Genomic DNA, 12,895 nt, shown 5'->3' on the forward strand with positions numbered 1-12,895 from the left:
ATTTTCATTACGTGCATAGTTATTCAATACCTTCCATTATGTAATTATTGAAACAACAAAATCTACAAATTATAATAAAAAACGACTAATAAATACAAAATATAGGGAGGTTTGACATGAATAAAAAAGTTAATAAAAAATTAGCAGCTTTTCTTGTAGCATTATCCTTTTTAGCAGGTACATCTAATATCAAGGTTAATGCAGAGACTAGCACAAAAATCAGTACTACAAGATTAAGTGGTGCAAACAGATATGAAACATCTGCATCCATATCTGAACATGGATGGAAAAGTTCAGACTATGCTATAATAGCTAGCGGAGAAGGATTTGCAGATGCTTTATGTGCAGCACCATTAGCTAAAAAATATGATGCTCCAATACTTCTTACTGAAAGCAAAACTTTAAGCAAAAAAACACAGGAAGCATTGGGAAAAATCAAAGCAAAAAATGTAATAATAGTAGGTGGAGCAGGTTCTGTATCTAAAAGTGCAGAAGAACAAATTAATAAATTAAACATAAAAACTAAAAGAATATATGGTAAAGATAGATTTACTACTAGTGTAGAAGTAGCAAAGGAAATAGGTACATCAAAGGGTGTTGTAGTAACAAATGGACTAGGCTTTGCAGATGCTTTATCTATAGCTCCTATAGCAGCTAACAAGGAAATGCCCATACTTTTAACTAGAAAAGAAAGTTTACCTTTAGAGATAGAAGAATTTATAGGAAAAAACTCTTATGAAAAAAGTTATGTAATAGGAGGCGAAGGAGTTGTAAGTTCTACTATTGAAAAAGATTTGAAAAATCCTAAAAGATTGTTTGGAAATAGTAGGTATGATACCAATGCAGCAATATTAAAAGAATTTTTTGATAAGGCAAATTTGGAAAATATATATTTAGCAGCGGGAAGCAATTATCCAGATGCTCTTTCAGGAAGTGCTCTAGCATCTAAAACTAATTCTCCTATAGTATTGGTTTCAAATAAAATAGAAACCTCCGTTATGTCTTTTGTAAAAGATTGTAAGTTTAAAAATGTAATTATATTAGGTGGAAGTGCAGTAGTTAGTGATGATGTAGCTAAAAGTATTCAAGGTAAATTAGATACAGATAAAGAAATAGGAAATTTAAAAGTAAACTACATAAATGTTGGACAAGGAGATTCAATTTTAATTCAGCAAGATGGAAAAAACATGCTTATAGATGGTGGACCGAATTCTTCCGGAAAAGTTGTAGTAGATTATTTAAAATCCCATGGTGTAACAAAATTAGATTATGTAATAGGTACTCATCCTCATGAAGACCACATAGGTGGATTAGATGTAGTTATAAATAATTTTGAAATAGGACAAGTGTTTATGCCTAAGGCTACAGCAAATACTCAAACTTTTAAAAGTGTTGTAACTGCTATAAATAATAAAGGACTTAAAATAACTACCCCTAAAGTAGGAGAGAGTTATAATTTAGGAAATGCTGTTTGGACAATATTAGCACCAAGTAGTGATTCTTATACTGACGTGAATAACTATTCTATTGTAACTAAATTAAAATTTGGAAATAACTCATTTATATTCACAGGTGATGCAGAAGATGTATCAGAAGGTGAAATTTTAAAAAAGCAACTAGATATTAGTGCGGATGTTTTAAAAGTAGGTCATCATGGTAGTAACAGTTCTACTACAGAGGATTTTTTAAAGAAGGTAAACCCTAAGTATGCAGTTATATCTGTTGGAAAAGATAACAAATATGGACATCCAACAGAAAAGACTTTAGATAAGCTAAAAGCTAATAATATATCTTTTTACAGAACAGACGAAAAGGGAAATATAATAGCAACATCTAATGGAAATGCTATAAATTTTCATTTTGAAAAAAGTGGGAAGAATGTGGCTGATGATTCTAAAAATAATAATAACACAGTAAAGGATAAAGAAGCAGTTTATATAACTAAAACTGGTGAACAATATCATAAAGAGGGATGTAAAAGCCTGACAAAGAGCAAAATTGCTATATCTTTAGAAGAAGCAAAAAGTAAAGGATATATTCCATGTAAGGTATGTAATCCATAAATTCAAAAAAAGAAAGGAGCTAGGGCATTAGCTCCTTTCTTTTGTTATAAAAGTTTTAAATAGTATTTAATTTGTTAATTAAAAATTAACAAGGGAATTGTATTTTCTATTCAATGATTCATTGGCTTGAAAATCAAATTTTTGTGCTTTTTTAATAAAGTAAATAGATGTAACCGCTGATATTATATCAGATAATGGATAAGCTATCCATGCACCGAGTACTCCTAATTTTCCAATAAGAAGTATAGCTATCGGTATGAATACTATTATTTGTCTATAAATTGAAAGTAAGAAGGATTTTGTAGATTCACCAAGAGCTTGATGATAATATATGGTAATATAATATATTCCAACGGATGGAAGTAAAGATATACACAATCTAAAGGCTTTTACGGCTCTAGGTAATAAGGCTTGTTCCTTTAAGAAAAATCCTATAATAGGTGTTGCAAATACAAGAAAACCAAGCCAGAAAATAATAGATGTTCCCATAACAGCTATTATAGCTACTTTTAAAGCTTTTTTCATTTTTGTATAATTTCCTGCACCATAATTGTAAGCTATAATTGGTTGCATTGCGATGCTTATTCCTATTATTGTTATATACATAAACATAGATAGTTTAGTAACTACACCTATTATAATTACAGCTTCATCTCCGCCAGAAGCATGTAGTAAGTTATTTAAAAGTCCAGCATTTATAGCATCTGAGAATTCTACTATAAAGCTTGAAAATCCTACAGAAACTATTATCCAAAGGAGGCTTAAATTTAAAGTAAAAGAAAATTTAAAGTTTAAGTTTTTTTGTACCTTTTTAAATGCATAATAAGCATAAACAAAACCTAATAATTGGGATAAAGATGTGGCTATTGCAGCTCCTCTTATGCCTATGTTAAAATTTGCTACCAAGACAAAGTCTATAATTAAATTTATCATAGCACCTATCATATTTGCATATAATCCTATTTTAGTATTGCCTAAGGACGTTAATATATATGAAAATACAACTGTTAGAGATTGGAACAATGCTCCTAAAAGTATTATGGATATATATTCTTCTGCTAGAGGATATAATATATCACTAGCTCCAAGTTTATATATAATAGGTTTTCTAAAAATGTATATTAAAATTGATATAGCTATAATTGCTACTATGGTTAAACTAATAGAGTTTAATATTCCTTTTTTTACATTATTATAATTTCGTTCACCAAGACTTCTTGAAATAAAAGTAGAAGTACCAACTGCTATAAGTATTCCAACAGAAATTAGAAGTCTTTGTATAGGAAAGGCTATGGTTAAGGCACCTATTGCATTAGGCCCTACATAACGTCCTACAAATATTGTATCTACTAAATTATAAAGTTCCGCTACTAGTAAGGATAACACTAAGGGAACTGCAAGTTTGAAAAGAGTTTTTCCTATATTATTGCTTTCAAAAATATTGTCATTAACTCCCATTTATATCACCTCATAATTTTTTTGCAGTTAAATTAAGCAAATCTATATATTCTATTATAGATTATATGTATGAGCCATTGCATTCCCTTAAGTGCTGAGATAAAGGTACTAATGTGGGATAATTTAAAATTTACATAAGCTTACAAAAAACAGAAAAACACCTTATTTAAGGTGCTTTGATATTTTCTTAATTAAAATTAAAGTAGCTCCATAGCTTTGTAGTTCAGAAATTATATTTAAAACAGTACTTTTTTTAGCATATCTAAAATGTATTTTAGGAAAGGAAGCCTTATGAAGGATTTCTTTTTCTTCTTTATTAAGCCTTATTGGACTTCCCATACCCTTCCAGTAACTATAGGAAGAACCTATTTTTTCATTTACTTCATATACAGTCATTCTAGTATCTGTAGGAATATTTAGTATGTTAATAGAAAGTTTTTGCTTAATAGTATTTTTAAAACCTCTTAATTTATAGAAGTCTTCAAATTTAATAAGTTTATCTAAATCTTCATTATAACTATATAAAAGTATTTGATATTCATCTTCAGTTTTCGTAACAATGTACCCATCATCTTTGCAGACCATAGTGTCGCCTAATTTATTTAACAGATAATAAGCATAATAAGAAGGTTTTTTAATGCCCATGTCATTTACAATTCCAGGATATCCAAAGAAGACTTCATTTGTAAGATTAACCTGTCTATCTAGAGCATCAAAAGCTCTTAAATTATTCCAATTTTTATTCTTTTGAATGGTTTTATTTATTATATAAGGTATCATATAAGCCGTATCATAAATTAAATTTATATCTAAGGAATCAAAAAACACTTCATCACAAATATCTAATTCGTAAGAATTTAGTAAATTGCTAATTTTATTAATTAATTCTTTTTCTATATGTGAACTAAATTGAAATCTTAAATTATATATATCAATTCCTTCTATATCTACAAAATAATTTATAAAACTTTGTAAAATCCTCATGAATTCATCTTCAGAAAAATTATTAGAATCTATTAATATGAGAGGTTTTAAATTTATAGATTCCATGTATTCTAAAACAGATTTAGCTCTATTCCAATTAAAAAATTTACAGGAAGGAAATATCCCCATATCAGAGGAGAAGAGATTGAATATTCTACCATATTTAAAGGAAATTTCTTCTTGAATTTCTTCTAGAATATCTTTATTGTCTTCTAAAAGAAGGTCAAAGGCATCCCCTATATTAATTACATCTTTAAAGGAGTTATCAAATTCATCTATTTCATCATCAACATCAATGCGGACTTTTACAATTTTATTTTCAAAATTATATCTGTCGTAATTTTGAAGGTAAGCATATATATAGTCTAAACTATCTTTTAATTCAAAGAAAGTAAGTTTCTTTTGATTTTGAAAAGTTTCTTCATCAACTTTATACTTTTTTCTAAATTGACTTGGAGAAATCTTATAATGAATTTTAAAATGTTTGTTATAATATCTGGTGTGGGAAAAGCCCACATCTTCGGATATTTCAGAAATTGTCTTATCTGTATTTAATAAAAGTTTAACGGATTCTTCCACACGGGTTAAGTTTAGAAGGTCTGTAAAACTATATCCCAGGGCATATTTTATTTCATGGGAAAGATAATGAGTACTTAGAAACTCTTTATCTGCTATATCTTGAAGGCTAATTTTATTATTATAATTATTATAAATATATTTTGCTATTCTATGATATCTTCCAAGCTGATCTTTATTTTCTCTAAAATCCTCTTGCTCATACATAAGATAATGAAAATTATTTATTAAGTGGTAAAGTAAATCTACTAAAGTAGATTCAATTTCCTTATCATAATCAACTTGTTTTTGAACAAACTCACAAAGTAATATAGAGAGCATTGTTCTAAGCTCATCATACTCTACAGTATTTTGTGCTCCATCATCAGAGGTATTGGTATAAAAAAATATATTTTCCATGTCATTATAGTACTTTTCAAAAAAAGATACATCAAAATAAAAAATTAAAACTTTATTATTTTTATCAGTACTAAAAATTCTGTGAGTTTCATCTACATTAATAATTTCTAAATCATTTTTAACAAGTTCATAGGTCCCTGATTCAATAGTAACTTTAATGGTGCCTTCTAATACAAAAATAATTTGAATAGAATTATGCCAATGAAAGGGATATTCTTTTATACTTGCAAAGGATATTTTTATAGGCATATCTTGAGGAAAAGTTATGTACTCTTTTCTCATCACATCACCTCCGGCTTATTTAATGAACAACTTATTTAATGAATAATGAATAATGAACAATGAACAATTGTAGACATTTTTTCTTCATTAACATTACGAAAAAATTTTAATTTTATAAAAAACTGATGTTTAGCTTTTCTAAACGAACTATTCATTGAAATCATTCTTAATCTTCAATTATATTTAAAATTAAAGATTTTCTGTAACGTAGTGTAAGAAAATCCACCTAAATTGTTTATTATTCATTGTTAGTTATTCATTAATAAAAAACTGTATCACAGTTTTTTTATGCTACGAGTTAATTATATATATAAAATTATTTTTTAACAAGTTGTGGTTGTTTTATACTAATTATCTACAAATTAACTCAATTTCCTACAATCTTCTGTAATAATTTTGCCCTATTCTGCAGAAAATGATAGTAGACCACAAGATAAAAAATAAATTTTAAGAGGAGGTAATAACAATGGCAAGATATAGCTCAAATAAAATATTAGTACCAGAGGCAAGACAAGGATTAAACAATTTCAAAATGGAGGTTGCAAATCAGTTAGGATTAACTAACTATGACAACATGGATAAAGGTAACTTAACCTCCAGAGAAAATGGTTCTGTAGGTGGAGAAATGGTTAAGAGAATGGTAGAAGCATATCAAAGAAACCTATAATCAATAGGTAAAATTACTAGATATAAAAAGGTCATCCAATTTGGATGACCTTTTAGTTTTAATATTATAAATAAGTTTAAATATATAGAATATGGATAAAATAAGAAAAGAGAAATATATTTAAGAGAAAATAATATTAAAGGAGTTAATATATGAATATAGATAGATTTAAAAGACTACCAGAACATATAGGAATAATACCTGATGGCAATAGAAGATGGGCTGTGAAAAATAATATGCAAAAAAAAGATGGATATAAATATGGATTACAACCAGGATTTGAAATGTATGATTTATGCAGAGAATTAGGTATAAAAGAATTAACTTTTTATGGTTTTACAAAGGATAATAATAAAAGACCTAAGGATCAAACTACGGAATTTAGAAGGGCTTGTGTTGAAGCTGTCATGTCACTATGCAAAAAGGATGCAGAACTTTTGGTAGTAGGAGATTATGAGTCGGATTTATTTCCCAAAGAACTTATTCCATTTACCCGTAGAACTAAATTTGGAAAAGGGGGCATTAAAATAAATTTTTTAGTAAACTATGGATGGGATTGGGATATAAAAGATTATAAAGAAGGAAAAAAGTTGAGGTATAAAAATACAATAAAAAATATACACTCTTCTGAAATATCTAGAATAGATTTAATAATAAGATGGGGCGGAAGATGTAGATTAAGTGGGTTTTTACCATTACAAACGGTTTATTCTGATTTTTATATTATAGATGACCTTTGGCCGGATTTTAAAAAAGAACATTTTTATGATGCTTTAAATTGGTATCAAAATCAGGATATTACTTTGGGAGGCTAAAAAAATATAAACCTTAACAACAAAACTACATAATATATATAAATGGGACATTATATTATGGGAGTGATTATTTTGAGATATAGTGATTTGATAGTCGGTGCAAATACTCTAGTTCCGACATCAAACAATAGATATGTAAGATATATAAATTTTGATAATGCTGCCACCACTCCCCCTTTTAAAAAAGTCATTGATGATATATTAAGATTTTCACCATACTACTCATCGGCTCATAGAGGTATGGGGTATAAATCTCAAATTTCAACAGATGTATACGAAAAAGGGAGGAGGATAGTTTTAAATTTTGTAAAGGGAGATATAAATAATTCAAATGTAATTTATGTAAAAAATGCTACAGAGGGTATAAATAAATTATCAAATATGATCTATTATAAAGATCCTGATAAAATAATACTTTCTACAGAAATGGAGCATCATTCCAATATACTACCCTGGAGAAAATTTAAAATGGACTTTATAAGAGTAGATAAATTTGGAAGATTAGATATGACAGATTTAGAATATAAATTAAGAAAATATAAGGGAAAGGTGGCTCTTTTAGCAGTAACTGGAGCATCAAATGTTACAGGATATAAAAATCCTATTTATGAAATTGCTTTTTTATGTCATAAATATGGGTGTAAAATTCTGGTTGATGGAGCTCAGTTAGTTCCTCATGGAGATATAGATATAAAGCCAATAGATAGTGAATACCATATAGATTATTTAGTTTTTTCTGCTCATAAAATGTATGCTCCTTTCGGTGGAGGGGCACTTATTGGAGATAAATTAAGTTTTAAAAATATACCACCAGATTATTCTGGAGGAGGCACTGTGGATATAGTAGTCAAAGATTTTGTGAAATGGCATGAAACTCCATTAAAAGATGAGGCAGGAACACCAAATATTATAGGGAGTGTAGCATTAAGTTCCTCTATAAATGTATTAAACACTATTGATATGAAAAATGTGGAGAAATATGAGAGTAGCTTATTAAAATATGCCTATAATAAACTTGCAAAGGTTAAAGGAATAGAAATATACATTGATAATTGTGATTACAATGTATCTATAATTCCTATTCATGTAAAAGGAATATATCATGAAACCATTGCTAAAATACTTTCTTATGAATATGGTATTGGTGTAAGGAGTGGGTGTTTTTGTGCCCAACCCTATATACAGAGTTTATTAAATATATCTTCAGAAGAAAGTTTTAAGCTTATGGAAAAAACCAATAGAAGACCAGGATTTGTTAGGTTAAGTTTTGGAATATATAATACTTTTAAAGAGATAGATTATTTTGTACAGGCTATAGAGGAAATTTTAAGTAATAAAGAAAAATTTATAAAAAAATACGAGTAATATAAAATCCTGATGTTTAGTTTTGCTAAACGAGCTTTCAATAGAATGAATATATTTTAAAATATAATAAAATTAAAGCTCTTCTACCTAAAGGGAAGAAGAGCTTCCTAAATTATTCATTGTTCATTATATTAGTATGTCTTCCTTTGTAAAAATAATATAAGCTATTAAATAGCAAGCTATTGTCCAGATTACTAAACAAATAATGGAGTTTCCTATTGTAATATTAGGATTAGTAGCTATAGTAGCAAGTCGTCCACTAAATAGATCACCACTTGGACCATAAGTGAAAAAGAATAAATGAGATAATTTAGCTAAGGGTTTAAATAATGCAGTTAAAATAGATGTAATAATTATAGATAAAACTCCAAAAATTAAAGAACCTATATTACTTTTAGTTATTACAGACATAAGTAAAGAAAAAGCAGAACAAGCTACTATAAAAAGACCTTGATGTAATAAAAGATATAAAGTGTTTTTCCATATAGGGATCATTTTAGTGGAGTTTATAACTTCTATTAAAAGCTTAGATTTATCACTAACTAAAGGATTTAATTTATAAATAGTTCCCATAAATACAGGATAATCAGCATTACCAAAGCTAGAGATAGATCCAACTATTATAAAGAATATGAATTCTATCAAGTATATAAAAACCAACGAATATATAGTGGAGGTTAAAAATTTCGATAGTAATATTTTACCCCTGGATACAGGTTGGACTAGTAAAAGCTTTAAAGTTGGAGGAGTACATTCACCTGATACAATATCAGAGAAAAATAATACTATAGCTACAGCTAATAAAAAATATCCTAAAACTTCATTAACAACTATTTCTATAAAGTTAAAGGCGTTAAATTCTCCTTCCATAGGAGGTATATCCTTCTCTAGAAGAATATTTAACCTTTCTATTTCTCTTTTTTCTCTAAGTTTTTCCGTATTACTAATATTATCTTCTTTAAGCATTTGCTCTTTTCTTTCAATAGATTCCTTTGTGGTTATTTTCCAATAATCTTCTTTCACATTGGATTTAATTATTGCTTCTAATTTCAAAATATCTTTATTTATATTTTCTAAATCCTTTTGGAAGTCTTTAATGTATTCCTTCTCTTTGGTTAAGTTTTTTTCTTTAATTAAATTTTCCTTATGACTTTTTAAATACTCTAATTTAGCTTCAGGTGTATTTTGTCTTTTAAACTCTTCATTGGACTTATAACCAGACACAGTAAGAAGAGATAATAGAAGTATAAAAGCTATCATAAAAAAAATACTCTTTTTTTTCCATGTTACCTTTATAAATTCATTTTTCATTAACGAAAGCATTACAATTGTCCTCCTTCCATAAGCTCCATATATCTTTCTTCTAATATTTTATGTTCTCTATAAACTTCTTTGATATCCACATTAAGTTGAACTAATTCTTTAATAACTCTATGGGAAGAATTTTTATCTATTTCCACATGTATTTTATTATCAATTATTTTGTAATGATGAATAGGATCTATGTTTGCCAATAAAGCCTTAGCGAAATTTATATCTTTAGGAATAATTATGAAGTTTTCTTTTTCTACTACATCTTCCATAGTATCAATGCTTTCAATAGATTGTAAGATACCTTTATTTATAAAAGCAACTTTTGAACAAATTTGTTCTATTTCACTTAATATATGAGAGGATACAAAAACAGAGGTTTTATATTCCTTTGTAACACTTCTAATTATATCCCTAAATTCTAGCATTCCATTTGGATCTAACCCGTTGGTAGGTTCATCTAAAATAAGGAGTTTAGGATTTGAAAGAAGTGCTGCAGCAAGACCAAGCCTTTGCTTCATACCTAAAGAATATTTTTTTACTTTTTGATTAATTCTATTTTCTAATTTAACTAAATGAATGACTTCTTCTAATTTATTTTTGGGAATTTTTCGTATTCTACATATTTGCATAAGATTTTCTCTACCAGAAAGATAATTATATAATTCTGGATTTTCTATAACAGCTCCAACATAGGACAGTGCTTTTTCTCTTTCTTTTTTTAAGTCGTATCCCATTATTTTAATTTTACCTTCATTTGGATGAATAAGTCCTGTTAACATTCTTATAGTAGTAGTTTTACCAGCACCATTAGGACCTAAAAATCCAAAGATTTCTCCTTCTTTTATATTAAAAGAAATACTTCTTATTATAGGTCTACCTCCTATATGTTTAGATATATTATCAACTTCTAATACATTCAATGTAATACCTCCTATAGCAACTAATAACTAATAGTAAGTAATGAACAACTATGGAAGAAAATCTACATAAGTTATTTACTATTCATTATTAGCTGTTCATTAAATACTTAAGTCTTATTTTACTAAGATTCTAGCATATAAATATAGACAAATATCATAATAATTTCTTAATTTTAGCTTAAAGAGGAAAATTTATTATATAATACAAAAGAATTAAAGTAAATTTAAGATTATTGTAAGAAAAACTAACTAATAAACTGATATGATATAATCATTGAGATAATAAAATAGAATTTATAATAATTAAAAATCTAAAGGAGAGAAAGATATGAAAAAAATAAAAAATATCATACCTAATTTATTTACCTTTGGCAATCTTATATTTGGTACTATGTCCTTAATTATGACTTTTGATGAAAAATATTTTACAGCAGGAGTATTTATTATAATAGCAGCATTACTGGATAGATATGATGGTAGAATAGCAAGAATTTTAAATGTATCCAGTGAACTTGGAAAAGAATTAGACTCTTTGGCAGATTTGATTTCCTTTGGAGTTGCCCCTTCCATGTTAATATATAATATGTATAATTTTTCGGATAAGGGTATTTTGGGATATTTCTTACTTTTAGTTTTCCCAGTGGCAGGAGCTTACAGATTAGCAAGATATAATGTGGCAAGCTTTGATGGTGTTTTTTCTGGAATACCAATAACTATAGCGGGAATACTTTTAGTACTTTACTCCTTAGGCTCACCTTTTATAATTTACAATCAAATAATGACTTATTTAGTAATAATATTGTTATCTTATTTAATGGTAAGTAAGGTAGAATTTAAAAAAGTATAAAATTTTTATTGACAAGATTTAAAATAAGATATATAATCAAATACAATATAAAAAGTGAATAAAAAAAGCTTATTAAGAGCGGTGGAGGGACTGGCCCTATGAAGCCCGGCAACCTGTATATGTGTTTGCATATTATAAGGTGCTAAATCCTGCGGTGTAAACCGAGAGATGAGGATTTGAAGGTAAAAAACCTGAGGATGACCTCAGGTTTTATTTTTTTATTTAACTAGGGGGAATGACAAATGATAGAAATAAAAGATGTAGGCAAAATATTTGGAGATACCAAAGTATTAGAAAATATAAGCCTAGATATAAAAGAAGGAGAAGTCTTTGGAATAATAGGAAGAAGTGGAGCAGGTAAATCTACTTTGTTAAGATGCTTAAATGGACTTGAGAATTATGATGAAGGAAGCATAAAAGTAATGGACAAGGAGGTTAAAGATCTTAATAATATAGAACTTAGAAAACTGAGAAAAGATATGGGAATGATTTTTCAAGGTTTTAATATAATGAACTCCAAAAATATTTATGATAATGTAGCTTTACCTCTACAAGTATGGAAAAAGGATAAAAAATACATAGATGAAAAGGTAAGAGAATTATTAAAATTAGTTGGATTAGAAAATAAAGCCAAAAGTTATCCAAGAGAATTAAGTGGAGGTCAAAAGCAAAGGGTTGCTATAGCCAGAGCTTTAACTATGGAACCTAAGGTACTACTTTGTGATGAAGCAACTTCAGCCCTAGATCCAGAAACTACAAAATCCATATTAAAACTTATACAGAAAATAAATAAAGAATTAAAAATAACTGTAGTAGTGGTAACACATCAAATGGAAGTTATAAAAGAGATTTGTAATAGGATTGCATTAATAGATGGCAGAAAAGTAAGTGCCTATGGAGAAGTAAAGGATCTATTTTTAAGGCCAGAAGGAGAACTTAAAAAGATAATAGAGCAAGAAGAACTATTGCCAAACGAAGGGGTAAATATAAAATTATTTTTCCCATCCAATGCAAGCCAACAATCTGTTATAACATCTATGGCAAGAGAGTTAAATGTGGATTTTTCTATAGTTTGGGGTAAACTAGAAAGTTTTAGAAAAGAGGTTTTAGGAAGTTTAATTATAAATATAGAAGAAGATAAAAAAGTGGCTATTTGTGAATATTTAAATAAAAAATCTATTCTATGGGAGGTGATATAAGTGATA

10 protein-coding genes and 1 riboswitch are annotated in these 12,895 nt (G+C 27.7%); of the genes, 6 read left to right on the forward strand and 4 right to left on the reverse strand.

Annotation, left to right across the window (positions count from 1 at the left end):
- The first annotated feature begins 116 nt into the window (after window positions 1–116).
- Window positions 117–2,063 carry a cell wall-binding repeat-containing protein gene (locus B5D21_RS08745; RefSeq protein ID WP_011099586.1) on the forward strand — a complete coding sequence of 649 codons (1,947 nt, stop codon included), beginning with the start codon at window positions 117–119 and terminating at the stop codon, window positions 2,061–2,063.
- A gap of 78 nt (window positions 2,064–2,141) precedes the next feature.
- Here the strand turns inward: B5D21_RS08745 and B5D21_RS08750 are convergent, their stop codons facing one another.
- Together B5D21_RS08750 and B5D21_RS08755 are read right to left on the reverse strand one after the other, a co-directional pair.
- Entirely contained in the window at window positions 2,142–3,521 is a 1,380-nt protein-coding gene (locus B5D21_RS08750; protein ID WP_011099585.1) for an MATE family efflux transporter, read from the reverse strand.
- A 162-nt stretch (window positions 3,522–3,683) separates the two neighbouring features.
- On the reverse strand, window positions 3,684–5,762 hold the full coding sequence (locus B5D21_RS08755; protein ID WP_035124851.1) for an AraC family transcriptional regulator: 2,079 nt from the start codon (window positions 5,760–5,762) through the stop codon (window positions 3,684–3,686).
- 466 nt (window positions 5,763–6,228) lie between these two features.
- On the opposite strand from B5D21_RS08755, the gene B5D21_RS08760 reads away from it, so the two are divergent.
- The 3 genes from B5D21_RS08760 (at window position 6,229) to B5D21_RS08770 (ending at window position 8,609) form a co-directional block, all read left to right on the forward strand.
- Entirely contained in the window at window positions 6,229–6,429 is a 201-nt protein-coding gene (locus B5D21_RS08760; RefSeq protein ID WP_023438264.1) for an alpha/beta-type small acid-soluble spore protein, read from the forward strand.
- A 152-nt stretch (window positions 6,430–6,581) separates the two neighbouring features.
- A complete protein-coding gene (locus B5D21_RS08765; RefSeq protein WP_011099583.1) occupies window positions 6,582–7,244 on the forward strand; it encodes an undecaprenyl diphosphate synthase family protein in 663 nt (220 codons plus the stop codon).
- A gap of 42 nt (window positions 7,245–7,286) precedes the next feature.
- Window positions 7,287–8,609, forward strand: a complete 1,323-nt coding sequence (locus B5D21_RS08770) for an aminotransferase class V-fold PLP-dependent enzyme (protein ID WP_011099582.1) — start codon at window positions 7,287–7,289, stop codon at window positions 8,607–8,609.
- A gap of 126 nt (window positions 8,610–8,735) precedes the next feature.
- Here the strand turns inward: B5D21_RS08770 and B5D21_RS08775 are convergent, their stop codons facing one another.
- Both B5D21_RS08775 and B5D21_RS08780 read right to left on the reverse strand, forming a co-directional pair.
- The gene (locus tag B5D21_RS08775; RefSeq protein ID WP_011099581.1) at window positions 8,736–9,932 is read right to left on the reverse strand and encodes an ABC transporter permease subunit; all 1,197 of its coding nucleotides are present in this window, start codon (window positions 9,930–9,932) and stop codon (window positions 8,736–8,738) included.
- On the reverse strand, window positions 9,932–10,843 hold the full coding sequence (locus B5D21_RS08780; RefSeq protein WP_011099580.1) for an ABC transporter ATP-binding protein: 912 nt from the start codon (window positions 10,841–10,843) through the stop codon (window positions 9,932–9,934). The genes B5D21_RS08775 and B5D21_RS08780 overlap by 1 nt, the downstream gene beginning before the upstream one ends.
- A 328-nt stretch (window positions 10,844–11,171) precedes the next feature.
- Between B5D21_RS08780 and pssA the strand changes: the two genes are divergently transcribed.
- Entirely contained in the window at window positions 11,172–11,690 is a 519-nt protein-coding gene (pssA, locus tag B5D21_RS08785) for a CDP-diacylglycerol--serine O-phosphatidyltransferase (RefSeq protein ID WP_011099579.1), read from the forward strand.
- Between the two features lie 66 nt (window positions 11,691–11,756).
- Window positions 11,757–11,865: riboswitch (SAM riboswitch) on the forward strand.
- 67 nt (window positions 11,866–11,932) lie between these two features.
- Window positions 11,933–12,889 carry a methionine ABC transporter ATP-binding protein gene (locus tag B5D21_RS08790; RefSeq protein WP_011099578.1) on the forward strand — a complete coding sequence of 319 codons (957 nt, stop codon included), beginning with the start codon at window positions 11,933–11,935 and terminating at the stop codon, window positions 12,887–12,889.
- The last annotated feature ends 6 nt before the right edge of the window (window positions 12,890–12,895 follow it).

The organism is Clostridium tetani, from assembly GCF_900167265.1.
Classification (GTDB): domain Bacteria; phylum Bacillota; class Clostridia; order Clostridiales; family Clostridiaceae; genus Clostridium_G; species Clostridium_G tetani.

What these genes read in the sequence shown, in the direction of transcription:
- B5D21_RS08755 (WP_035124851.1), bottom strand. Translation starts at nt 5,762, where the DNA reads ATGAGAAAAGAGTACATAACTTTTCCTCAAGATATGCCTATAAAAATA.
- pssA (WP_011099579.1), top strand. Translation starts at nt 11,172, where the DNA reads ATGAAAAAAATAAAAAATATCATACCTAATTTATTTACCTTTGGCAAT.
- B5D21_RS08750 (WP_011099585.1), bottom strand. Translation starts at nt 3,521, where the DNA reads ATGGGAGTTAATGACAATATTTTTGAAAGCAATAATATAGGAAAAACT.
- B5D21_RS08745 (WP_011099586.1), top strand. Translation starts at nt 117, where the DNA reads ATGAATAAAAAAGTTAATAAAAAATTAGCAGCTTTTCTTGTAGCATTA.
- B5D21_RS08790 (WP_011099578.1), top strand. Translation starts at nt 11,933, where the DNA reads ATGATAGAAATAAAAGATGTAGGCAAAATATTTGGAGATACCAAAGTA.
- B5D21_RS08765 (WP_011099583.1), top strand. Translation starts at nt 6,582, where the DNA reads ATGAATATAGATAGATTTAAAAGACTACCAGAACATATAGGAATAATA.
- B5D21_RS08760 (WP_023438264.1), top strand. Translation starts at nt 6,229, where the DNA reads ATGGCAAGATATAGCTCAAATAAAATATTAGTACCAGAGGCAAGACAA.
- B5D21_RS08775 (WP_011099581.1), bottom strand. Translation starts at nt 9,932, where the DNA reads ATGCTTTCGTTAATGAAAAATGAATTTATAAAGGTAACATGGAAAAAA.
- B5D21_RS08770 (WP_011099582.1), top strand. Translation starts at nt 7,287, where the DNA reads ATGGGACATTATATTATGGGAGTGATTATTTTGAGATATAGTGATTTG.